This window comes from [Clostridium] celerecrescens 18A, assembly GCF_002797975.1.
Taxonomy (GTDB): Bacteria; Bacillota; Clostridia; order Lachnospirales; family Lachnospiraceae; genus Lacrimispora; species Lacrimispora celerecrescens.
Map to the genome: position 1 here is coordinate 1,870,725 of NZ_PGET01000001.1, position 22,825 is coordinate 1,893,549.

Below are 22,825 nucleotides of genomic sequence, written 5' to 3' on the forward strand. Positions count from 1 at the left end.
CCCCGCTTTTCCGGGTGTAATGAGATACCCGCAGGGTATTACCCTCTGCTTTTCAATAATTCAGCCAGCTGTTGCTTTACCTCCTCCATGGAACCGTTATTTTCAATCACCCGCGTACAGCGGTTTAAAAACTCAGCTTCAGAGGCCTGACTCGCTATGATACGCTCCGAATGCTCTCTCGTATAGCTCCTGGTTTCCGCCAAACGGCGGATCCGGTTCTCCTTTGATGCATGGACGTACCACATCTCATCCCAGCTGTCATCCATATTTTCATTCATAATTGCAAATTCTACCACAATAAGCCCTGCTTGGGAAGCAGAAATTTTATCCTCAATGGTTTTCCATACCATAGGGTGAATGATTCCATCTACGGTTTTCCTTGCGCTGTCATCCTCAAAGATGCGTGCGGCCAAAGCTTTACGGTCGATGGTTCCATCAGGTTTTAAGAGGTCTTCCCCCAAGGCTGTCTTAACAGCCAGGTAGCCTTCCTTTCCCGGCTCCATGAGCTCATGGGCCACTTCATCCGCTTTGATTACTTGCGCACCATATTCCTCTTCTAAAATAGAAAGAACCAGACTTTTTCCGGCTCCGACCCCTCCGGTCAATCCAATCACTCTCATCCTGTCACCAACCATTTATTCTCCTAAAGGCAGCGGCCCAAAAGGACATACCTGGATGTCCTTCTGGCGACAGCCTATCAAATACATTGCAGCAAGGTGTTTTACTTTGCATCAAACCAGGAGTCTCCTACATTTGCCTCTACCTCAAGGGACACTGCAAGGTCCGCTGCATGCTTCATTTCTTCCACAAGAAGCTCTTTTACCTTATCAACCTCATCATGATATGCTTCAATGAGAAGCTCATCATGAACCTGAAGGACGATCCTGGATTTTAATTCCTGCTTTCTTAAAGCATTGTCCACCCGGATCATAGCAATCTTGATAATATCCGCCGCAGTACCCTGGATGGGAGAATTCATGGCGACCCGCTCTCCAAAGGAGCGCTGCATGAAGTTAGAGGATTTCAGCTCTGGTACGGGACGGCGTCTGCCAAACATACTGACTGCAAACCCCTGTTCTTTCGCCTCAGACACAAGCCCATCTAAAAACGACTTCACACCCGGATAGGTTTCAAAATATTTACTGATGTATTCCGAAGCCTCTTTTCTGGTGATGCTTAAGCCCTCACTCAGTCCAAAGGAGCTGATTCCATAAACAATGCCAAAGTTTACGGCCTTTGCGTTCCTTCTCTGAAGAGGCGTCACCTCATTTAGCGGAACGTGAAACACCTGGGAAGCCGTTATGGCATGGATATCCTCCGCCTGCCGGTAAGCACCGATAAGACGCTGGTCCCCTGACATATGGGCCAGTACTCTCAGCTCAATCTGAGAATAATCCGCATCAACAAACCGGCATCCCTCCTGAGGTACGAAAACCTTCCTGATTTCCCTTCCCAGCTCCATGCGGACCGGAATGTTCTGTAAATTAGGTTCTGTGCTGCTGATTCTTCCCGTAGCTGTAATGGTTTGGTTAAAGGTTCCGTGAATCCGCTCATCCGGTCCGATGTAAGCTGCCAGCCCGTCTGCATAGGTAGAATTCAATTTCGTCAGCTGTCTGTAATCCAGAATCAGGTTGACCGCAGGCCAGTCAGGCGCCAGCTTTTCCAATACATCCGCTGCCGTTGAATAACCGGTTTTTGTCTTTTTTCCTCCCGGAATCTTCATATGGTCAAAGAGAACCTCTCCTAACTGCTTGGGGGAATTGATATTAAAGGTTTCTCCCGTTTCTTCATATATCTTCTGCTCAAGCTCTGCAATACGGACCTTTAAACGGTCACCATATTCCTTCAGGCGATCCTTTTCCACGCGGATTCCTGCTTCTTCCATATGAAAAAGGCTGTAGATCAAAGGCATTTCAATCTCATAAAACAGCTTATCCATACCTGCCTTTTCCAGTGACTCACGAAGCAGGTCATGGCTTTTTAAGGCAACATAGGATATATAACAGATGCAGGTAACGGCTTTTTCCCTGTTTTCTTCCAGTGCACGCTTAAAGGAGCTTTTTCCTATAAGCTCTGATCTAGACGGGGTGGAGAGATCTAAGTAATCCTCCGCCAGATCATTGTATTCATAGGAATCCTTTAACGGGTTTAACAGATATCCGGCGACTCCAGCATCAAACACCGGTTGTTCCGGCGAAAGCTTTAAAAACGCTAGCTGGCTCTTTAAGTGAAAGACGGTTGTCTGTCCCGCTCTTTTACAGACCTCCTCTGCTTTCTCTGCCAGATATTGCGGCGTAAGAGTCCCCTGGGGAATGAAGCAGTAGCACTCTGTTTCACTGAGGCAAAGAGACAGGGCTGACACAGCCTTGTCCTCAATGACCAGCTGCAGTCCCAACCGACAATCCACTTTGCACTTTAAAAATATTGCTTCAGCTTCTGAAAGGTCTGTAACAGCTTGAAAGCCAGATTCCAGGGACGGTTCCTCATCTTCTCCAGGGAAAACGGCTTGGACGAAATCCATATCAATAATTTTCTGAATCTCTGCCTGCTGGAGGGTTTTTGTATAATCCAGACGGATATCGCAATCCCTGCGAAGGGCAGCAAGTTCTTCCTTCCGCTTTACTGCTTCCGGATTCCCGGTAAGCGCCTCCCGGATTCTCTGAGACCCTATTTCTTCTATGTGGTCATAAATATTTTCTACGCTGTGATACTCCCTTATTAACTGACAAGCCATTTTCTCGCCAATCCCCCTTGATCCGGAAAGCGCAAATACTCCGCCAAGAGACTCCGGCTCCAGGCCAAATTCTTCCCGTATAAGCTCTATGGAATAGGCCTTAAACTCCAGGCCCTCTTCTCTGACAACCGGCATCTTAAGGGTTACATGTTCTTCCACTGCCTGCAAAAGCCTCCGATCCCCAGACAGGAGCTGTATTTCCCCTTCCTCTTCCAGGCATCTTTTTGCCAAGGAGGCCAGAATATCTGCGGAAGTATATCCATTTTTATCCAGAACAGGGATATCCAGGGAAAGCATTGCCTCCCTTAAGCGCTCTTCCTCCGTTAAAAGTCCTTCGTACACCGCTGTGTTTTTATACATTTCTTTATGACTTCCTTCTGGTCCGGAATCAAAGGCCACTGCCAGATAGTCCGCTTCTTTTGCCTCTAGAAGCTTCACGATCAGACTTTGAACCCCTCTCGCTCCATTGGAAGGAAGCCCGTAAAAGGCGTTCCTCAGCATACTGCTTCCATCTACTAAAACAATATTTTTTCTGCTCATGTTTCCTCTTTCCTGCCCATCTTCTGGGGCATAAAGGTATACCCGCAGGGTGTTTCCTCTTTCCTGCCCATCTTTTGGGGCATAAAGGTATACCCGCAGGGTATTTCCTCTTTTCTGCCTATGCTATTGGGTTATAAAGGTATGCCAGTATACCCATTTAGGTACTCTCTTCCATCATAGTAGGCCCCACTGCAGCCATATCCGGCATTGCAGTAGGACCGTAAAAAACAGGGCCATTACGCTTACCGTAGCCACCGCATACCTGGCAATTTTAATACACCGTATAACCTGAAGCCTTTGTCGGGACTGTTCTAAGGCTGCCTCCAGCGCTCCTTTTATATTATAATTCCCCGTTTCGGAATCCAGCTGCCTGATTCCCACGTCCACAGTAAAGTATATTTCCAGTTCCTCCCGGCAATCCAGGCAGGATTCCATATGTTCCAGAAATTCACTCAGCTCTTCGTCTGTCAGTTCATCATTGATGTATGGCATAACAAGACGTTCTGCTTCCTTACATGTCATGGTCCAGACACCTCCTTTATTATATCTTTTGTCTATCATACAATATATTTTACTCATTTTCAATTTAATAATCGCAAAAAAACACTTGCCAAATGGAAAATCCTATGATAAAATAATGAGCGTTGTAAGGAAAGGCCGGCATGTCGGAATGGCAGACGAGGCGGACTCAAAATCCGTTGATGGCAACATCGTGTGGGTTCAAGTCCCACTGCCGGCACTACACCCTTGGCAGGGAGCAAGGCTCTGGAAAGCTGAAAAAGTTCAGTTTTCCAGAGTCTTTTCTCTATTCTGCGGCTAGTACATCTCGCACTTTTCGGCATCTTCTGCAGCACCTTCCTTCCAAAATTTTCCTATATTTTTCTTAATTCGGGGAAAATCACGGGCACATCTTCAATATTTGTGATATACTGTAAAAAAATCCGTAAAACTGAAGGGAGGTAATCCTATGAAACGATACAATGTTATCCCAGCCCTTTTCATCGGCTGCACCCTGATTTTAAGCGGCTGCGGGCAAAAAAATTATGTTAAAACCGACTTACCAGCCACCTCTGTAGCTGCATCCGGAGAGACCATGTCCGCTGCCGCAGAAGCATCAGAACCTGTAAAAATTGAAAACCCGGATTCCCAGGCTCAGCAAGAGGAAGCTGTCAAGAACACCTCTGCCGCCGGCATCACTGCTGCCCTCCACACCTATAAAGAGGGAAAAGTTTCCATTCAGTATCCAGTCGTCTCCGGATTGGAGGATGGGGCTATGGAAGAAAAAATCAATGCTTTGTTAAAAAGCAATGCCCTTGAGATATTAAAAGCCTATTCCGTCAATGAGGAAAAGGACAGCCTTTCTCTTACAGCAAAAGTAAACTCCGTAGACAGGAAGCGCGTCACAGTTGTATACACCGGACTTTTTTCCGGGGACGGCGCGGCGCATCCGGTTAATGTGTTTTTTACCAATACGGTTGATCTGTCCATGGCAAAGGATCTAAGACTCACGGATTATGTAGATCCCAATGCGCTGGCTGAATACATCCGTTCTGATGACTGTCAGCTCTATGATGCCACTCCTGAACTTACAGAAGCATTGATTCCTTATTTGGTTCAAACCAGCCTGGAAACATATACCAAAATGTTCCAAAAAGCGGATTTTCCCATGGAGACAGCATCCTCTGGACATACTCCTGCCTTTCCGGAATCCTTTAGCTATGAAGACCGCGGTACCATTATTGTTTCCATTCCGGTCCCCCATAGTCTGGGTGATTTTGCGCTGATAAAATATACTCCTGAGACAAAATAGGAAAAATAGTTGCCTTTTACTTCGTTCTCTGTTAAAATAGGACGGAAAATAAAAGGAATTGGGGTAGAAAAATGAGTAACAACGTAAAACTGACAACCCGAGATTATCTGCTCAGTATCCAGCATCTGTTCGCCGCCTTCGGTGCAACCGTGCATAGCGTTACTGATAAGTCACAATCCATCGCTGGCATTACTTTCCACAGGTGCCGGCAACTTAATATTCCACTGCTGTACTAAAATTAAGGTTCCATTATTTCCTGGTTATCCTTCACTTTTCTGGCCGCTGCCACCGCAGTTATCCGGCCGGAAGAAACCGCGATCCCAGGAAACGTACCTTTAGCACAGGGTGGAATTATTTTCGCCCTGGGGGCCATCCCTTCCTTCACTCCCATTCCCTGCGTAATTCTTATGAAGTATATGGAGCATTACGACTAATGGAACTGTTGCATGGAAAAACTTTTAAAGGATAGCTTATTGTAGAACTTAATGTTATAGCAGGCTCAATTACAAGATACAATTTACTTTGTTTCTTGTAGTCATAATCGTTGTTCTCATAAACCTCATATTACCGGAAACCCCTGATACTCTAAGAGAATAAAGAAAGGATTTAAAACAATTATGGACTTTTCAATGGACAATGTAACCGTTTTTACTCACCCGCTTATTCAGCACAAGATCTCTATTTTAAGAGATAAGAGGACAGGCACCAATGAGTTCCGTGCCCTCATCGAAGAAATCGCAATGCTGATGGGATTTGAGGCCTTAAGAGATCTCCCCTTACAGGACGTAGAGGTGGAAACTCCCATTGAGACCTGTATGACTCCAATGATTGCCGGTAAAAAAATGGCTGTCGTTCCTATCCTTCGTGCCGGACTGGGCATGGTCAACGGAATCCTGGCTTTGGTTCCCTCTGCAAAAGTAGGCCACATCGGCCTGTACCGGGATGAAGTTACCCATGAGCCCCACGAATACTACTGTAAGCTGCCAAGCCCAATCGAGCAAAGAACCATTGTTGTAACAGATCCTATGCTGGCAACCGGCGGTTCCGCAGTAGCCGCTGTGGATTTCATCAAACAGCATGGCGGAAGAAACATCAAATTCATGGCCATTATCGCTGCTCCGGAAGGCTTAAAGAGACTTCGTGAGGCACATCCGGACATCCAGATCTACATCGGACATCTGGACCGCCAGTTAAATGATAACGCCTATATCTGTCCTGGTCTGGGAGATGCAGGAGACAGAATCTTCGGTACAAAATAACAGACAACTAAGAACCACTAAAAACGCGCCTTGATCCGGCATATCCTGCCGCTTCAAAGCGCGTTTCTTTTTGACTATATTTTATCCGATTCCTTTATATAGGATGCTAAGTGCAAATACTAACGCAGCAAGAAAAACATAGATGTATTTTGCAGTAAAAAGATAAGCCGCCCCTAAAGGCTTCTTCCTTCCCCTGTTTAATTCTTCCATGATCTTTCCATCTTTTAATACCCAGTAAATCATGATGGAGCATAAAACAGCGCCAAAGGGAACTACGTATATTGTAATCAGATCCATAAAGAATCCCATATAAGGCTCGTATTCTATGAAGAGTCCTGGAATAAACACCGCGGCTCCTACCAAAAAAATAGCCTTTTTGCGTGATAAGTGTAAATGAGTCTGTACCGCCTCTGAGCACACCTCAAGCATGTTTACCAGAGAGGTCACCCCTGCAAACAGCACAGAAAGGAAAAACAGCACTGCCACCCATCTTCCCGCCGGAATCATGGAAAAGACCTTTGGCACTGTGATGAACATGAGCGGCGGACCGCTTGCAGGGTCCATCTGAAAAGCAAATACCGCCGGAATGATGGCGAAGCCGGCCAAAAGCGCAGCAATCGTATCAAGGAATGCAGTGGTGATGGCTGCCTTAGGAATATCTTCCTTTTTATCCAGATAGCTTCCGTAAATGACCATTCCAGAGCCTGTAATGGATAAGGAAAAGAATGCCTGTCCCATGGCCATCACCCAGGTTTCCGGCTTCAGCAAGTACTCCCATCTGGGAACCAGCAGATATTCATAACCAGCCAGAGCGCCTGGAAGAAAAAAGACCCGGACCGCAATGATTGCAAACAGGATAAAAAAAGATGGCATCATGATTGCATTTACTTTTTCAATCCCCTTTAAGACACCGCCAGCCAGCACTGCCACAGTAATGACAACAACAAGGAAATGCCAGGGCATGCTGCCAAATTTTCCAGTCATGCTGGAAAAATATACCGTTGCATCCGTATTCATCATCACGCCGCTTAAGGATCCGAACAGATACTTAAGAACCCAGCCTACAATGATGGCATAGCCAATGGCAATGCCAAAAGACCCGATCAAAGGGATGGCTCCAATAAAGCCGCCTCCTTTTTTTCCTCTGGTCTTCATGGCATAGTCATAGGAACCAATAGGGCCTGTCCCGGTCAGCCTGCCAAAGGCAAACTCGCCGGAAAGCCCAACCATGCCAAACAAAAAAATAAAACCAAAATACACCAGTAAAAAAGCGGCTCCCCCATACTGGCCCAGGCGGTAGGGAAACATCCAGATGTTTCCCATACCTACCGCAGAGCCAACAGAGGCAAGGATAAATCCGATCCGCGAACCAAAGGTTCCGTTCTTCGCCGCAGTGTGTTGTTTATCCATTGTACTGTTCCTTATTCCTCAATTTTTTTCTCTACGATTTCTCCCTGGTTCTTATAGATGGAGTTAGCATCTACACAGCCTCTGACACAGGAAAGAGGATAAATATTGGACTTCGGTCCGATTACGGTTCCTGGATTTAAGACTGCGCCGCAGCCAACTTCCGTGAAATCGCCTATGATCGCACCGAATTTCTTAAGGCCGGTCTCAATATCCCCGTCTTCTGCATGAACCGTTACCAAAGACTTATCGGATTTTACGTTGGAAGCCAGAGAAGAAGCACCCATATGTGACTTATAGCCTAAGATGGAATCTCCTACATAGTTGTAATGAGGAACCTGTACGCCATCAAAAAGAATGGAATTCTTAATTTCAGAAGAGTTTCCTATTACAGCACCTTCTCCAATGATGGCATTGCCTCTGATAAATGCACAATGACGGATCTGTGCGCCCTTACAGATGATCACATTCTCACCCATACATGCAGTTGGCGGAAGATTGATGGATTTATGAATCCATACTGCTTTACCCACGTGAACAAACTCATCCTTTGGAAGACGCGCTCCCAGAGAGACGATGAATTCGCTGATTTTGGGAAGGATCTCCCATGGGTAAGTAGTCTGTTCAAATAATAATTTTGCTATTGTATGGGTAGTATCAAATAAGTCCTGGTTTGTCATATCTTCTTTTTTCATTTTATAATCTCCTATTTTTGTTTTTTATAATTAGCTGCCGCGGCATCAAATACACCATGCAGATCGTAGTGATTGTTGAGTCTTAAAACTCCTGCGGTCCGCCCGGCAACAAAATTCTCCAGCTTCTGCATATATTCATCCGGGGTTATGGACCCCTCGGCCACGTAAGTCAGCCCTTTTTCCCAGCTTGCCGTCAATTCCGGATTAAGAAGCTGTCTGATGGAAGCATTGACTACGTCGAAAATCATCTCTCCCAAAAGAGTGGGTACAATTATCTGAGTCTTGCTGTTTAGGGAGAGGTATTTGATATTGCACAGCTTTTTTAAAATCTCAGCCCGTGTAGCACTGGTTCCTATTCCGCTTCCCTTTATCTGGGCGCGGAGTTCTTCATCTTCAATAAGCTGTCCGGCGTTTTCCATGGCTAAGATCATGGAACCGGATGTATAGCGCTTGGGAGGAGAGGTTTCTCCTTCCTTAATCGTCAGCTTTTTAAGAGGAAGCTTCATTCCTTTTTTCAGGGTGCCAAGCATAGCAACGAATGCGGGATTATCCATCTGATTCTGAGAGGATTCCTGATTGTTCTCCTCTTGTCCGTTGTCCTCAGAAGGTGCTTCACCATTTCCTTCATCCTGCTGCTTCTTTTTTCCCCAGGACACCTCAGCAACTTTTAAATAACCCGCTTCCAGCATGACCCGGAAATTGGCATAAAAATGTTCCTTTCCCGACAACTGATTCGGGGCGGGTTCTGCAGCGGGGTTCCCTGTATCCGCCACAAGCTCCAGGGCATATTTCTGATAAACAGCCGGGGGATAAAAGACGCTTATAAATCTTCTTGCTATGACTTCATAAACCTTCAATCCCAGGGGAGACAGTCCTCTCAACGCGGCAAGTCCCTGACCGGTGGGTATGATGGCATAGTGGTCCGTTATTTGCTTATCATTGACGTACCTGGTTTTTTCAATGGTCTTAAAAGAGCCCTTCTCCATAACCTCTGCAGCTGCTTCTGCCAAAGGTTCAAAGCCCTTAAGCCCGGCTATGTTCTTATGGATCTCCTTTGCAACCGCCGTGGATAAAACTCTGGCATCAGTTCTTGGGTAAGTGACCAGCTTCTTCTCATAAAGCTCCTGGACCTGCTTTAAGGTCTCATCAGGACTGATCTTAAACATTCTGGAACAGTCATTCTGAAGCTCAGCCAGATTGTAAAGCAAGGGAGGATTCTTTGTTTCCTTTTTCTTTTCTATGGAAGCAACGGTTCCTTCCATGGGATCCATGAGAGACAGGGTGTTTATCAGCTCTTCCGCATATTTTCGTTCCTTAAAGCCGTTTTCCTTATAAAGGAATGGGGATTCGAAATACTTGGATCCAGGAGCGCTTCTCCACTCCCCGTCAAAATCCATACCCGATAATTCGGGGTTTACTGCATCTTCTTTAGAAAAGGTTCCGATTACACGGTAAAACGGAGTTTTAACAAAGTCCCGGACCTCCCGTTCTCTCCGCACCACCATCCCCATGACACAGGTCATGACCCGGCCGACGGATATTACCGTATTCTTCCCGCTTTTTAAGTAATTGGAAATATGCTGCCCATATCTTAGTGTAAGCAATCGGGAAAAATTAATTCCCATGAGATAATCTTCTTTCGCCCTTAAATAGGCTGAGGCCGAAAGATTATCGTATTCGGATTCATCCTTTGCTTCCCGGATGCCTCGTAAAATCTCATCCTCAGTCTGGGAATCAATCCACACACGTTTCTGCTTCTTGTCCACCACTCCTGCCATTTGCGCCACCAGGCGGTATATGTATTCTCCTTCCCGCCCGGAGTCCGTGCATACATAAATGGTATCCACATCAGGACGGTTCAGCAGGCCGCTTACAATCTTAAATTGTTTTTCAGCGTTTGGAATCACCTCGTACTTAAACTCCTTGGGAAGAAAAGGAAGGGTGGATAGGCTCCACCGCTTGAATTTGGGATCATAGCTTTCCGGATAGCTCATCGTTACCAGATGCCCTACGCACCAGGTTATGATCACCTGATCCGATTCTATATATCCATCCCTGCGTCTTCCATTCGCCTTTAAAGCGTTGGCAAACTCCTGGGCCACACTTGGTTTTTCTGCAATGTATAACGATTTCGACATATATCTCCCTACCGCCTTATGATAGTAACCTGTTCATTATAACACTAAAATTGATGAATGGCAAATCTTTCTGATAACTATGCCTTTGCGGAACCTTTCCTTTTATATTCAGATAAGATAACGGAGGTGAACATCAGCACACATCCAGCCGCCAGTTTTATCGTCACCTGCTCCCCCAAAAACAGAACGGAAAACATCAGGCCGAATACAGCTTCAAAGGATAAAATAATGGAGGAAGTATTGGGAGTCAGATGCTTTTGTCCCATATTCTGGAGAAGAAAACAGATCATCGTGCAAAAGATTCCCAGATACAGCAGGCCGGTCACCATGGAAGTGTCAATCACGGTTACATCTAAGGAACCTTCCAAAACCGGAGCAATTGCCCAGCTTAAGATTGCCGCCATAACCATCTGGATCACAGTCAGGATAATGGGATCATGGTCTTCAGTATAACGATCAATAAAAACAATATGAAACGCGAAGAAAAAGCCGCATACAAAAGTCATCAAATCCCCAATATTCACGGAAAGGTCTCCCTCCAGGGACAACAGCGCAAGTCCCAGCACTGCGATACCTGCTGCCGCCACATTGTTCCGGGAAGGCTTTTTTCTGTTATAAAACCAATGGAGAAACGGTACCAGGATCACGTACAATGTGGTGATAAAAGCATTTTTACTGGCAGTAGTATATTTAAGCCCATAGGTCTGAAAAAAATAACTGACAAACAAAAAAACTCCTAAAAGTCCGCCGCACATTAAATCCGGCTTACTGACTTTTTTCACCCGCTTCCAGAATACGGCCACCAGCGCAACAGACGCAATGGTAAAGCGTAAAGCCAGTAAATAAGCCGGGGTGATCACTTCCACCGAATTCTTCATCACAACAAAGCCGCTGCCCCATATGATGGTTGTTATAATCAGACCCAAGGCAGATAATGCCTTAATCCCTTTTCCGTCCTGTTTATTCATATGTACACCTAGATGTCCTTTCACAAAAGAGCAGGGGCGCAGTATCCTGCGTCCCTGGTTTATTTTACCTGCTCATTTCTATTTTATAATAGAGAACTTGTATATGGTTGTTGTCTTATATTCTTCGCCGGCTTTTAAGACTGGAGACTGAAATTCCGGTTTATTTACGGAATCAGGATAATACTGGGTTTCAAAGCAATAGCAGCAGCGCTTTTCGTATACCGCTCCGCCTTTGCCCGTCATTCCATTTTTTAAGAAGTTCGCAGTGTAGAACTGTATTCCGGGAAGGTCTGTATAAACCTCCATCCGGATGCCTGTCTTATCTGATTCCGATGCGGCACACAGGGAAACCTCACCTTGCGGGTGGTTTAATACCCAGTTATGGTCATAACCTCCGCCAAAGATCAGCGCCTCATATTTCTCATTGATATCCTGCTCAATGGGTTTCATTACAGTGAAGTCCATGGGAGTTCCCTTAACAGGGGTGAACTCCCCGGTGGGAATGGAACCTTCATCTGCCCTTGTATATGTATCTGCATCAATCCAGACACGCTGCTTCATGGCATCTGCGCCATCATGTCCATCAAGGTTGAAATAACTGTGATTGGTAAAGTTTGCTACGGTATCTGCATCGCAGATCATATGGTAGGAAATCTCAAGGCTGTTATCCGGTGTTAGTGTATAGGTTACTGTAATGTTTGCATTCCCTGGGAATCCCTGATCTCCATCTGGTGAAAACAGGGAAAAGCTGACACTTGTTCCAAGATCATTTTCCTCCGCCTCACTGTCCCAAAGACGGCTTTGGTAAAGATCCGGTCCGCTGTGAAGATTGTTAGGCCCGTTATTAGGTTCCAGTTTGTACTCTTTTCCATTAATGCTGAATTTTGCACCTGCAATACGGTTGGCATTCCTTCCGATGGGAGCTCCAAAATGTGGCGGATTTAAAAGATATTCATCCGCGCTGTCAAATCCCAGGACCACATCAACTACGGTCCCATCCCTGTCAGGCACATTCATATTGACCCAAACTGCACCGAGATTTGTGAAAGAAGCGGAAACTCCGTTTCTATTTACAAGTGTATACAGATACACTTCCCTTCCATCTTGCATGTTTCCCCAAAGCTCTTTCTTGTATGCCATTTTCCTTCCTCCATATACCTTTTTACTTAAAGCTCTCTCCCTGAAGGTCGAGAGCTCTATGATCCAATCATTCTTTGGCCTTGATATATCCCTTTGCGGTTAAAAGCTCTGCTGAGAGAACCGCACCGCCGGCCGCTCCGCGGACCGTATTATGGGACAGACCCACAAATTTATAATCGTAAACCGAATCTTCTCTTAAACGTCCTACTGAAATTCCCATTCCTTTTTCAAAATCCACATCATGAGTAACCTGTGGACGGTTATCCTCTTCCAGATACTGTATGAACTGCTTGGGAGCGCTTGGAAGCTCAAGTTCCTGCGGAAGGCCCTTAAAATTCACCATGCGGTCAATTAATTCCTCTTTGGTGGGCTTTTTGCGGAATTTTACAAATACAGCCGCCGTATGTCCGTTTAATACGGGTACCCGTATGCACTGACAGGTGATGACCGGTTCACTGGCTTTTACGATCTCCCCGTTTTCAATCTTTCCCCAGAGACGAAGCGGCTCCTGCTCGCTCTTTTCTTCTTCTCCTCCGATATAAGGAATGATGTTTTCTACCATCTCCGGCCAGTCCTTAAAGGTCTTTCCGGCTCCGGAAATTGCCTGATAGGTCGTAGCCACCACTTCATAGGGTTCAAATTCCTTCCAGGCTGTCAAAACAGGTGCATAGCTTTGAATGGAGCAGTTGGGTTTTACCACAATGAATCCACGGTCTGTGCCCAGACGCTTTTTCTGATCCTCAATGACTTCAAAATGCTCAGGATTGATCTCAGGCACCACCATAGGAACATCCGGCGTCCACCGATGGGCACTGTTATTTGATACAACCGGTGTTCCGGTCTTTGCATATGCTTCCTCAATGGCCTTTATTTCTTCCTTGGTCATATCCACAGCGCTGAAAACAAAATCAACACTGGCAGCAACCGCTTCCACTTCATTTACATTCATGACAGTTAGGTTTTTTACGGCCTCAGGCATTGGAGTGGTCATTTTCCAACGGCCGCCCACTGCTTCCTCATAAGTTCTGCCAGCAGAACGAGGACTTGCTGCCACTGTCACCACCTCATACCATGGATGATTCTCCAGAAGAGAAATAAATCTCTGTCCCACCATACCGGTTGCTCCTAAAACGCCAACTCGCAATCTTTTTTCCATCGCTTTCTCCTCTTTTCTTTTCATTTTGTAATCTTATCATATGCTAAATTCTTAACTATCCTATAACAAAGTGAAAAAAAAATCAATATTTATTCGCCAGAAAAATACATTTGTACGCCGTGCACATACATTTCTTTAAAATGTATGCTGCAGTAAAGCATTAAAGACGCACCTTGCTGCCCTTTCCGTCACGCTTTCCGATCTTCAGCCGGTTTAAATGAACCTCTTTTTCCTTGTAATGAATGATAGGATCCTCGCCTAAAAGATACACGGTCTCTAACTCCTCGCCAGGCGCCAGTTTGATTCCCCGCACGCCTCTTGCATTCTTCTTCATCTCAGGAATCTCTTCCGTCTGGAAACGTAAAAATACGCCTGCCGACGTCTGCAGCACCACATCCGTCTGTCCACCCACAAGCTGAACGCTGATGACACCATCTTCGTCCTGAAGCTTAGTGGCCGCTACGGTCCTGTTATTAGTTTCAAATTCCTCTCCCGGTACCAGTTTTACAAGAGCCTGTCTGGTAGCGAACAAAAATTTTCGGCCCTTGAAGCTCTGTGCATGGCCCAGGTATATGATCTCTTCCCTGGTCCCATCAAACTTGCTTAAATTATCAATGGGTGTCCCTTTATCCCGCAGCTTGCCGCCTGGAATATCCAGAACTTTCACCTGATGTAAGTTTCCTGTATTGGTAAAGATACATATTTTATCCGTATTCAAACAGTTTACCACATAAGGATTCTCTGTTTCAATGGTTTCTTTATTTCTTTCATAAGTATTCTTATCAAGCACCTTACAGTAGCCAAAACGGTCCATGACAAAGGTGACCTCTGATACGGCAACCGCATCTTCCTCATAAACGGCTTCCCTGCCATCCTCAATATGAGTCCTTCTTGGCGTCGCATATTCGGCTTTGATATTGTCTAAGTCTTTTTTAATGACCGCATCCATGTTTTTGCGGCTGGACAGGATTTTTTCATATTCAGCGATTTTAGCCAGCGTTTCCTTATACTCCTTTTCCAGTTGGAGGATCTCTAGACCGATCAGCTTATAGAGGCGCATTTCCAGAATAGCTCCAGCCTGTTTTTCCGTAAAGTGCAGCTTCTTTGCATCCTCTTCAAAACCCTTGACCCGGAAATTTATATTGGAGATATCTCCGGTCATCAGACAGTTCTTTGCGTCTTTCAGGTTTTTAGAACCCCTTAAAACTGCGATGATCAAATCAATGATGTCACAGGCTTTTATAAGGCCTTCCCTGATCTCTTTCTTTTCCAGCTCTTTTTCCAGAAGGGTCTGATATTTTCTGGTGGCATTTTCATATTGGAAATCCAGGTAATTTTTAAGGATTCCCCTTAAATCCAGGGTTTCCGGACGCCCGCCTGCAATGGCCAGCATGTTGACTCCAAAGGTATCTTCCAGCTTAGTTTTCTTATAAAGGATGTTGCGGATTTTCTCCACATCCGCATCCTTTCTCAGCTCCAGGACGATCCTGATCCCGTCTTTGTTGGACTGGTTGGAAATATCAACCACATCCGTAAGCTTTTTGCTCTCAACCAGGTCTGCCACATCCATCAGAAATTTATTAATTCCGGCTCCGACCATGGTATAGGGGATCTCTGTGATTAACAGTTTATCTTTATCTGCCTTCCGTTTTCCAAGCTCCACTTCTATTTTCCCTCTGAGCTTGATCTTTCCTACGCCGGTTTCGTAAATGGCAGGCAGATCACTTTTATTGGCTATAATACCGCCAGTGGGAAAATCCGGTCCAGGCAAATACTCCATTAATTCCTTTATGGTAATATCCTGATTATCAATATACGCACGGACCGCATCAATGACTTCTCCCAGGTTATGGGGAGGAATGCTGGTGCTCATACCCACTGCAATCCCCTCCGCCCCATTGATCAGCAGATTTGGAACCCGCACAGGAAGGACTTCCGGTTCCTTTTCCGTCTCATCGTAATTGGGGACAAAATCAACCGTCTTATCTAAGTCCTTTAAATAGACTTCCTCTGCGAATTTTTCCAGTCTGGCTTCCGTGTAACGCATGGCTGCCGCTCCGTCTCCCTCAATGGAGCCGAAGTTTCCGTGGCCGTTGACTAAAGGCATCCCCTTTTTAAATATCTGGGACATGACTACCAATGTCTCGTAAATGGAGCTGTCTCCATGGGGATGGTATTTACCCATGGTATCGCCCACGATACGCGCCGACTTCCGGTGGGGCTTATCATGGTTTAAGCGAAGCTCGCTCATGTCATATAATACTCGCCGCTGTACCGGCTTTAATCCGTCTCTTGCATCCGGGATCGCTCTGGCTGTGATTACGCTCATGGAATAGTTCATGTAGCTCTTCTGCATTTCCTCGGAATATTCTGTTTTAATGATTTTTTCTGCCATTACTCCTTCTCCTTACGCGTCAATCTCAGCTTCATCCGCATGCTCATAGATAAACTGCCGCCTTGGAGGCACATCGCTTCCCATGAGCATTTCGGTAATTTCCGAAGCCATACGGGCATCTTCGATTTCCACCTGTTTCAGCACCCGCCTTTCAGGGTCCAGAGTGGTTTCCCACAGCTGTTCTGCATCCATTTCTCCAAGTCCCTTATACCGCTGCAGGGTAAACTCTCCCGTATGGGTCCTGCGGTAGCGCTCCAGCTCCTTTTCATCATAAAGATACTGTTCTTCTCCCCGCTTTGGAACAACCTTAAACAGAGGCGGCATGGCTATAAACACATGGCCGTTATAAATAAGCTCCGGCATAAACCGGTACAAAAAGGTGAGAAGAAGGGTATCGATATGGCTTCCATCCACATCGGCATCGGTCATAAGGATGATTTTATGATACCGCAGCTTTGTAATATCAAAATCATTGCCGTATCCTTCAGAAAATCCGCAGCCAAAGGTATTGATCATTGTCTTGATTTCCCCATTGGCCAGAACCTTGTCCATAGATGCCTTCTCTACGTTTAATATCTTACCTCGGATCGGGAGAATGGCCTGGTACTGCCTGTTGCGGGCCGTTTTTGCGGAACCGCCCGCAGAATCTCCCTCTACGATAAAAATTTCACATTCTTTTGCATCCCGGCTTTCGCAGTTTGCAAGCTTTCCGTTGCTGTCAAAGGAAAACTTTGACTTGGAAAGCATATTGGTCTTTGCCTTCTCTTCTGCTTTACGGATCTTTGCAGATTTTTCCGCACAGCCGATCACTGCCTTTAAGACTTCCAGATTTCGGTCAAAATACCGCTGAAGCTCATCTCCAGCCACAGTGAATACCGCCTTTGTGGCATCGGCGCTTGCAAGCTTTGTCTTTGTCTGTCCTTCAAAGATGGGATCCGGATGCTTTACCGCCACCACGGCAGTTAAACCGTTTCTCGTATCGGCTCCTGTAAAGTTAGCATCCTTTTCTTTTAAAATCCCCAGTTCTCTTGCATAGTTATTGATCATCTGAGTGAAACGGGTCTTAAATCCAGCCAGGTGGGTTCCCCCTTCCTGTGTGAAAATATTGTTGCAGAAGCCCAGGATATTCTCCTCAAAGGTATCTACAAACTGCAAGGAAACCTCCACTTCAACCTTATCCAGGGTTCCCTTAAAATAAATCGGATCGTGAATTGCATCCTTTCCGGAATTTAACTCCCTTACATAGGCGATGATTCCTTCCGGTTCATGATAAATGACGGTTTCCTCTTCTCCCTGCCTTTTGTTAACATAGGTGATATGAAGCTCCGGATTCAGATACGCGGTTTCATGAAGACGGCTTTTTAACCATTCCGCTTTAAAACGGATTCTTTCAAAAATCTCCCCGTCAGGCAGGAAGTTGATTTCTGTTCCTGTCTCTTTTGTTTTTCCTAACGTGGGAAGCAGGCCATCCACCAGTTCTACCGTTGGTATGCCCCGCTCATATTCGTCGTAATGAATCAGACCATTCTTATATATTTTAATTTTCATGTGGGCAGACAGGGCGTTCACAACCGAGGAACCGACTCCGTGCAGGCCGCCGCTGGTCTTGTAGGCGTCATTATCAAATTTACCGCCTGCATGAAGGGTAGACAGTACGACCCGCTCTGCCGATATTCCCTTTTTGTGCATCTCCACCGGAATTCCTCGTCCTGCATCCTTTACGGTACAGGATCCATCTGCTTCCAGGGTGACCCATATCTGACTGCAGTAACCGGCAAGATGCTCGTCCACCGCGTTATCTACAATCTCATAAATCAAATGGTTCAATCCCTTTGTCCCAACACTGCCTATATACATGCCCGGACGTTTTCGAACCGCCTCAAGGCCTTCCAATACGGTAATACTATCCGCATTATACTGTGCTTTTGCCATGTTACTCCTCCACATCTGGTATTGTCATATCCCATTATACAATGCCTTTTCCAGTTTTGGCAAGTTTCTGGCATTTTTTTTGCTAAATTCATAAAAAAGTATTGAACTTTTCCAATACCCTATGCTATAATATAAAACGTATCAAATAAAATAAGCAGATATAGTTCATTGGTAGAACATCAGCTTCCCAAGCTGAGGAGGCGGGTCCGATTCCCGTTATCTGCTCTAAACCTTTTATTTACAAAGAAAAAGAGGACTTCCAAAACAACTTGGATAGTCTTCTTTTTTTAGGTAAGTAATGCGATTATGAACATACCAAAGGCCATAAGGTCTTTAAATTCATATTTCATCCGCACTACTTCCCATCTATGTATAATGGAAGGCCAACGCCCTTGCAGTAACACGATTGCTCCATGTAACTATGGCAGCATATCCCATTTCAATGTGCAATTATTTTTCTTAACATTCTCCATGCATATCCTCGCTATAATTTAAAAAGGAATCACCCCCAAATGCCCAAGCAATATTTTCAAACCAATCAAAACCAATATTATACCTCCAGCCAGCTCCGCTTTCGATTTGAACCTTGTACCGAATACATTTCCTATTTTAACACCGATCATGGATAAGGCAAATGTTGTAATCCCGATAAAAGAAACCGCCGGAACGATGTTGACCTGAAGGAAGGCAAAGGATACCCCCACTGCCAGAGCGTCTATACTCGTGGCTAGGGCAAGGGGCAGCATCTCGTCGGGCTTTAAAGTGGCTTCCTTGTTATCAGGCCGCTTTCCTCCAGGGCAGTTTCTGTCTTTGCACGTTTCAACCGGACAGACTCTGTCAGGACAGCCCCCTCCTTTGAAACTTTCAAAAATCATTCTACCGCCAAGAAAACAGAGCAATACAAACGCGATCCAATGATCATAGGAGATAATCTTGTCCGCAAACCACGTGGCAGCATAATACCCCATAAGCGGCATAACAGCTTGAAATATACCAAAGTACAGACCGACAATCATTGCCTTTTTTACTGTTGCTTTCTTCATTGTCAGCCCGGCGCAGATTGCAACGGCAAAGGCATCCATAGAAAGCCCCACTGCAAGAATAAAGAGTTCGACTAAATTCATTTTACTTCCTCCGTACCAAATCGTTTATTCAACAAAAAAAGACTCCCGTACAACCCTGTCAGGTTATACTTGAGCCAATATAAAGCAAAAGACCTATGTATAGCCTGGGCTATACATGAGTCTCGTTTTTTAAGACAAGCCAGACCATCATGGTCAGTATGTTGACTTGACACGCGGCAGTCCGCGCAAACTACTCCCTCATGAGCGATTCTGTTGTGTTGGTAGTATAGCATGGGTATGCAGCCGCTGTCAATCCTTCTCATTTAATACCTTACCCGGAATCCACTTTCCTCCACTGGCGGGATCTCTGCCGCCTGGAGGCTGTCAATCATAATGTAACGATCCTGCCTTAAATGGTCAAACAGGCGGTCTATTACTTCTTCCAGCCCCTGCAGTTCCATTTCCACCCGCCCATCATCTAAGTTTCTCACCCAGCCGGTAAGGTTAAGTCCCCGGGCAAGCTGCTGGGTTCGGAAACGGAATCCCACCCCCTGTACCCGTCCGCTTACATAAACATGCTTTCGGATTTTATCCCATTTTTCCATCGCAATCACCTGCACCCTGACCTCCTCCGTGGCAGGGTTTCTCCTTTATTTAATAATAGTCTCATCAATGGTCTCATATATTTTACTATAATAAACGAACTGGTTTTCCGGCTGATTTTTTCCATGATTTTGTGTAAAAAAACTCCTCAGAAATAAGCGTTCTCTCCTGGAATCCTTTACTAATTATAACTTTTTATGGGGAGTTTGGCAATCCTTTCGCAATTTAAGTTTTTTTTTCAAGTTGGGGTTGATTTTTTACCATTTAGCTGTTATACTATCAAAGGTTCAGACCTTAAATATTATAATCGGATTGCTTCCGTAGCGCAGTTGGTAGCGCAACGCATTCGTAATGCGTGGGTCGGGGGTTCGAGTCCCCCCGGGAGCTTTATAAAAACCTCGTTTATACGAGGTTTTTTCTTCATATAAAGATTTACTTACACGATGCGATTGAAACTTTTTATGTTTGAAAGGAGAAATTATGTTAGAGATCATTTTACCATTCGTTCTTACTGCTGCAGCTGTAATTATCCTTCTTGGTATCTTAGCAAGCGGATATGTAAAGGCTCCGCCTGACAGGGCTTTCATTATTTCAGGATTAAAAAAAGAGCCAAAGATTTTAATTGGACGCGCCGGAATTAAAATCCCATTCCTTGAACGATTGGATAAGCTTTACCTTGGTCAGATGACGGTGGATATCAAGACAGAACAATCTGTGCCAACAAATGATTTCATCAACGTGAATGTTGACGCTGTTGCGAAAGTTAGAATTGAACCAACGGAAGAAGGAATCAAATTAGCGGCTAAGAACTTCTTAAATAAAAACCAGGATCAGATTACCCAAGACTTGCAGGATTCCCTTCAGGGTAATATGCGTGAGATTATTGGTACTCTTACTTTAAAGGAAATCAATACTGACAGAGATTCCTTCTCCGATCAGGTAATGGCAAAAGCATCAAAAGACATGAAAAAACTTGGGATTGAAATTGTATCATGCAATATCCAGAATATATCCGATGAGAATGGCCTTATTAAGGATCTTGGTGCCGACAATACGGCAAGAATCAAGAAAGACGCTTCTATCGCAAAAGCTCAGGCGGAAAGAGACATTGCAATTGCCCAGGCGGAAGCAGATAAAGCCTCTAATGACGCGAGAGTACTTGCTCAAACAGAAATTGCTCAGAAGAATAATGAACTTGAGATTAGGAAGGCTGAATTAAAGAAGGAATCTGATTCAAAACGTGCGGAAGCTGATGCAGCTTATGAAATTCAGAACCAGGAACAGCAAAAAACTGTTCAGACAGCTACAGTAAATGCCCAGATTGCAAAGACAGAACGGGAAGCAGAACTAAAGAACAAAGAAGTTGCCGTTATGCAGCAGACTTTGGAAGCCGAAATTAATAAGAAAGCCGATGCAGAACGCTATGCGGTAGAACAGAAAGCTTCCGCTGACTTAGCAAGAAGGCAGCGCGAAGCGGAAGCAAAGAAATACGAACAGGAAAAAGAGGCAGAAGCAAGAAAAGCCCAGGCGGAAGCAGAAAAATTTGCTATGCTCCAGGAAGCCGAAGGTATTAAGGCCAAAGGAGAAGCAGAAGCTGCTGCTATTCAGGCGAAGGGTCTTGCAGAGGCGGAAGCAATGGAAAAGAAAGCGGACGCAATGAAGAAATACGGGCAGGCTGCAATGATGGAAATGATTGTGCAGGCATTGCCTGAGATGGCAAAGGCAATTGCAGAACCATTAGCAGCAATTGATAAGGTCACTATTATTGACAGCGGGAATGGTGATACAGGCGTAACTTCCATGGGGAGCTATGTACCCGCCGTCTTAGCTAAGACGATCGAATCTGTAAAAGAAACAACCGGTTTGGATATCACAGAGATCATGAAGGCAAATACATATGATGCTAAGGTAACCAGAAATGTAAATATTACCGGAATTCCTGACGGTACAAATATAAATGAACCGGCAAACGAAGTAATTGTTGCAAACATCAGCAAGGATATTGCTGACAGTACAGAGAAAGGGTAAAAACAGAAATGGAAAAACCATCCTTACACAGGATGGTTTTTTTCATTTATTAATCTTATTTCTCATATATCCGAATTTTTTCGTTTTTTGCTTTATACATCTTTTCATCTGCCCTGCGTATAAGCTCCTCCGCAGTCACAGGAACATCCTTCATGGTTTCTATCCCAAAAGAGATGGAAAGAGGGCCCCCTTTTACAGCCTGGCTTACCGGCATCTTTTCAATTTCCATTTGTATGCCTTCTGCAATTTCACGTGCATGATCTTCATTGACACCGCTCAGGCAAAGAAGAAACTCATCTCCGCCATATCTCGCCGCCCAAACATCTTCATAAGAAATATTCCGGGAAATGACTTCGCCTGCTTCTTTGATCGTTGAATCCCCCGCCTTATGCCCATAAAGGTCATTAATTGATTTAAAGTTATCAAGATCAATAAAGCATACGGACAATGGTTTATGCTTTAGCAAAGCATTAATAATATCAACCGGAAGGCGCTCATCCACAAAACGCCTGTTATAAAGGGTTGTAAGGGGATCTCTCACCGCCGCATCATTAAGCTCCTTTATAAAGCGGGTAAATATTTCTCCTTGATTATAATCACCATTCCCCACGAGCATTGTGTCAGTAGCATTTTTTAACAGCTCAAGTATCGCCGGGCTATCGGCGTTATCAATGGGAATAGCTGTAACAAGAAGAACCTCTTCCCCGCTTTTTTCCATTTTTACAAAGCTTTTATTTTCCTGATAAGCTCTTATGGAAATACAGTTATCACAAATTCTGTTGTTTTCCCAATAATGATAGCATACATCCGGTGTCCCGGTTAAAGAAGACTGCCGATAGTCCAGCACCCTTTTGTTGAGCGGATCAACCAAACGTACGATATCATACATTTTATAAAAAAAGTCCAATTTGTCTTTTATCTCATCCAGCGAAATATTATCCATTTTAACCCCGTAA

The 22,825-nt window shown here is 44.9% G+C and carries 17 protein-coding genes and 3 tRNA genes; 6 read left to right on the forward strand and 14 right to left on the reverse strand.

Annotated elements, in window-relative coordinates; all coding sequences use genetic code 11:
* Positions 1 to 38: 38 nt before the first annotated feature.
* The 3 genes from coaE to H171_RS08855 all read right to left on the reverse strand — a co-directional run bounded on the left by coaE (position 39) and on the right by H171_RS08855 (position 3,796).
* Positions 39 to 635, reverse strand: a complete 597-nt coding sequence (gene coaE / locus H171_RS08845) for a dephospho-CoA kinase (protein ID WP_242976921.1) — start codon at positions 633 to 635, stop codon at positions 39 to 41.
* Positions 636 to 721: 86 nt separating this feature from the next.
* Positions 722 to 3,274 carry a DNA polymerase I gene (gene polA / locus H171_RS08850; protein WP_100304801.1) on the reverse strand — a complete coding sequence of 851 codons (2,553 nt, stop codon included), beginning with the start codon at positions 3,272 to 3,274 and terminating at the stop codon, positions 722 to 724.
* Between the two features lie 174 nt (positions 3,275 to 3,448).
* Entirely contained in the window at positions 3,449 to 3,796 is a 348-nt protein-coding gene (locus H171_RS08855; RefSeq protein ID WP_100304802.1) for an anti-sigma factor family protein, read from the reverse strand.
* 134 nt (positions 3,797 to 3,930) lie between these two features.
* Here H171_RS08855 and H171_RS08860 point away from each other — a divergent pair.
* From H171_RS08860 to upp, 3 genes are all read left to right on the forward strand, one after another.
* A tRNA-Leu gene (locus H171_RS08860) sits at positions 3,931 to 4,013 on the forward strand.
* Positions 4,014 to 4,241: 228 nt separating this feature from the next.
* The gene (locus tag H171_RS08865; RefSeq protein ID WP_100304803.1) at positions 4,242 to 5,084 is read left to right on the forward strand and encodes a polysaccharide deacetylase family protein; all 843 of its coding nucleotides are present in this window, start codon (positions 4,242 to 4,244) and stop codon (positions 5,082 to 5,084) included.
* Between the two features lie 629 nt (positions 5,085 to 5,713).
* Positions 5,714 to 6,343, forward strand: coding sequence for a uracil phosphoribosyltransferase (upp, locus tag H171_RS08870; RefSeq protein WP_025232901.1), 630 nt, complete (start codon positions 5,714 to 5,716; stop codon positions 6,341 to 6,343).
* Between the two features lie 81 nt (positions 6,344 to 6,424).
* Here upp and H171_RS08875 read toward each other — a convergent pair whose 3' ends face one another.
* From H171_RS08875 to H171_RS08910, 8 genes are all read right to left on the reverse strand, one after another.
* Entirely contained in the window at positions 6,425 to 7,753 is a 1,329-nt protein-coding gene (locus H171_RS08875) for a sodium-dependent transporter (protein WP_100304804.1), read from the reverse strand.
* Between the two features lie 11 nt (positions 7,754 to 7,764).
* Positions 7,765 to 8,445 carry an LbetaH domain-containing protein gene (locus H171_RS08880; protein WP_100304805.1) on the reverse strand — a complete coding sequence of 227 codons (681 nt, stop codon included), beginning with the start codon at positions 8,443 to 8,445 and terminating at the stop codon, positions 7,765 to 7,767.
* Positions 8,446 to 8,456: 11 nt separating this feature from the next.
* Positions 8,457 to 10,583, reverse strand: coding sequence for a DNA topoisomerase (locus tag H171_RS08885; protein WP_100304806.1), 2,127 nt, complete (start codon positions 10,581 to 10,583; stop codon positions 8,457 to 8,459).
* Positions 10,584 to 10,660: 77 nt separating this feature from the next.
* Positions 10,661 to 11,551 (reverse strand): DMT family transporter, encoded by an 891-nt coding sequence (locus H171_RS08890; protein ID WP_100304807.1) that lies wholly within the window; start codon positions 11,549 to 11,551, stop codon positions 10,661 to 10,663.
* Positions 11,552 to 11,629: 78 nt separating this feature from the next.
* Positions 11,630 to 12,691, reverse strand: a complete 1,062-nt coding sequence (locus H171_RS08895) for an aldose epimerase family protein (RefSeq protein ID WP_100304808.1) — start codon at positions 12,689 to 12,691, stop codon at positions 11,630 to 11,632.
* Between the two features lie 67 nt (positions 12,692 to 12,758).
* Positions 12,759 to 13,847 carry an aspartate-semialdehyde dehydrogenase gene (asd, locus tag H171_RS08900; RefSeq protein ID WP_100304809.1) on the reverse strand — a complete coding sequence of 363 codons (1,089 nt, stop codon included), beginning with the start codon at positions 13,845 to 13,847 and terminating at the stop codon, positions 12,759 to 12,761.
* A 160-nt stretch (positions 13,848 to 14,007) separates the two neighbouring features.
* Positions 14,008 to 16,242, reverse strand: a complete 2,235-nt coding sequence (locus tag H171_RS08905; RefSeq protein WP_100304810.1) for a DNA gyrase/topoisomerase IV subunit A — start codon at positions 16,240 to 16,242, stop codon at positions 14,008 to 14,010.
* Positions 16,243 to 16,254: 12 nt separating this feature from the next.
* Entirely contained in the window at positions 16,255 to 18,174 is a 1,920-nt protein-coding gene (locus tag H171_RS08910; RefSeq protein ID WP_100304811.1) for a DNA gyrase/topoisomerase IV subunit B, read from the reverse strand.
* Between the two features lie 154 nt (positions 18,175 to 18,328).
* Here H171_RS08910 and H171_RS08915 point away from each other — a divergent pair.
* A tRNA-Gly gene (locus H171_RS08915) sits at positions 18,329 to 18,399 on the forward strand.
* Between the two features lie 266 nt (positions 18,400 to 18,665).
* On the opposite strand, the gene H171_RS08920 is transcribed toward H171_RS08915, so the two are convergent.
* Together H171_RS08920 and H171_RS08930 are read right to left on the reverse strand one after the other, a co-directional pair.
* A complete protein-coding gene (locus H171_RS08920) occupies positions 18,666 to 19,298 on the reverse strand; it encodes a manganese efflux pump MntP (RefSeq protein ID WP_100304812.1) in 633 nt (210 codons plus the stop codon).
* A gap of 263 nt (positions 19,299 to 19,561) precedes the next feature.
* On the reverse strand, positions 19,562 to 19,843 hold the full coding sequence (locus H171_RS08930; RefSeq protein WP_100307478.1) for an acylphosphatase: 282 nt from the start codon (positions 19,841 to 19,843) through the stop codon (positions 19,562 to 19,564).
* Between the two features lie 312 nt (positions 19,844 to 20,155).
* Here H171_RS08930 and H171_RS08935 point away from each other — a divergent pair.
* A tRNA-Thr gene (locus tag H171_RS08935) sits at positions 20,156 to 20,228 on the forward strand.
* A gap of 93 nt (positions 20,229 to 20,321) precedes the next feature.
* Positions 20,322 to 21,869: a flotillin family protein gene (locus H171_RS08940; protein ID WP_100304813.1), complete on the forward strand. Its 1,548-nt coding sequence runs from the start codon at positions 20,322 to 20,324 to the stop codon at positions 21,867 to 21,869.
* A gap of 55 nt (positions 21,870 to 21,924) precedes the next feature.
* Here H171_RS08940 and H171_RS08945 read toward each other — a convergent pair whose 3' ends face one another.
* Positions 21,925 to 22,812: a GGDEF domain-containing protein gene (locus tag H171_RS08945; protein WP_100304814.1), complete on the reverse strand. Its 888-nt coding sequence runs from the start codon at positions 22,810 to 22,812 to the stop codon at positions 21,925 to 21,927.
* Positions 22,813 to 22,825: the final 13 nt, after the last annotated feature.

Excerpts from the sequence above, each read along its gene's own strand:
- H171_RS08930 (WP_100307478.1), bottom strand. The coding sequence starts at position 19,843 with ATGGAAAAATGGGATAAAATCCGAAAGCATGTTTATGTAAGCGGACGG.
- H171_RS08865 (WP_100304803.1), top strand. The coding sequence starts at position 4,242 with ATGAAACGATACAATGTTATCCCAGCCCTTTTCATCGGCTGCACCCTG.
- upp (WP_025232901.1), top strand. The coding sequence starts at position 5,714 with ATGGACAATGTAACCGTTTTTACTCACCCGCTTATTCAGCACAAGATC.
- H171_RS08890 (WP_100304807.1), bottom strand. The coding sequence starts at position 11,551 with ATGAATAAACAGGACGGAAAAGGGATTAAGGCATTATCTGCCTTGGGT.
- H171_RS08940 (WP_100304813.1), top strand. The coding sequence starts at position 20,322 with ATGTTAGAGATCATTTTACCATTCGTTCTTACTGCTGCAGCTGTAATT.
- H171_RS08875 (WP_100304804.1), bottom strand. The coding sequence starts at position 7,753 with ATGGATAAACAACACACTGCGGCGAAGAACGGAACCTTTGGTTCGCGG.
- H171_RS08920 (WP_100304812.1), bottom strand. The coding sequence starts at position 19,298 with ATGAATTTAGTCGAACTCTTTATTCTTGCAGTGGGGCTTTCTATGGAT.
- polA (WP_100304801.1), bottom strand. The coding sequence starts at position 3,274 with ATGAGCAGAAAAAATATTGTTTTAGTAGATGGAAGCAGTATGCTGAGG.
- H171_RS08855 (WP_100304802.1), bottom strand. The coding sequence starts at position 3,796 with ATGACATGTAAGGAAGCAGAACGTCTTGTTATGCCATACATCAATGAT.
- H171_RS08910 (WP_100304811.1), bottom strand. The coding sequence starts at position 18,174 with ATGGCAAAAGCACAGTATAATGCGGATAGTATTACCGTATTGGAAGGC.
- H171_RS08945 (WP_100304814.1), bottom strand. The coding sequence starts at position 22,812 with ATGGATAATATTTCGCTGGATGAGATAAAAGACAAATTGGACTTTTTT.
- asd (WP_100304809.1), bottom strand. The coding sequence starts at position 13,847 with ATGGAAAAAAGATTGCGAGTTGGCGTTTTAGGAGCAACCGGTATGGTG.
- H171_RS08895 (WP_100304808.1), bottom strand. The coding sequence starts at position 12,691 with ATGGCATACAAGAAAGAGCTTTGGGGAAACATGCAAGATGGAAGGGAA.
- H171_RS08885 (WP_100304806.1), bottom strand. The coding sequence starts at position 10,583 with ATGTCGAAATCGTTATACATTGCAGAAAAACCAAGTGTGGCCCAGGAG.
- H171_RS08880 (WP_100304805.1), bottom strand. The coding sequence starts at position 8,445 with ATGAAAAAAGAAGATATGACAAACCAGGACTTATTTGATACTACCCAT.
- H171_RS08905 (WP_100304810.1), bottom strand. The coding sequence starts at position 16,242 with ATGGCAGAAAAAATCATTAAAACAGAATATTCCGAGGAAATGCAGAAG.
- coaE (WP_242976921.1), bottom strand. The coding sequence starts at position 635 with ATGGTTGGTGACAGGATGAGAGTGATTGGATTGACCGGAGGGGTCGGA.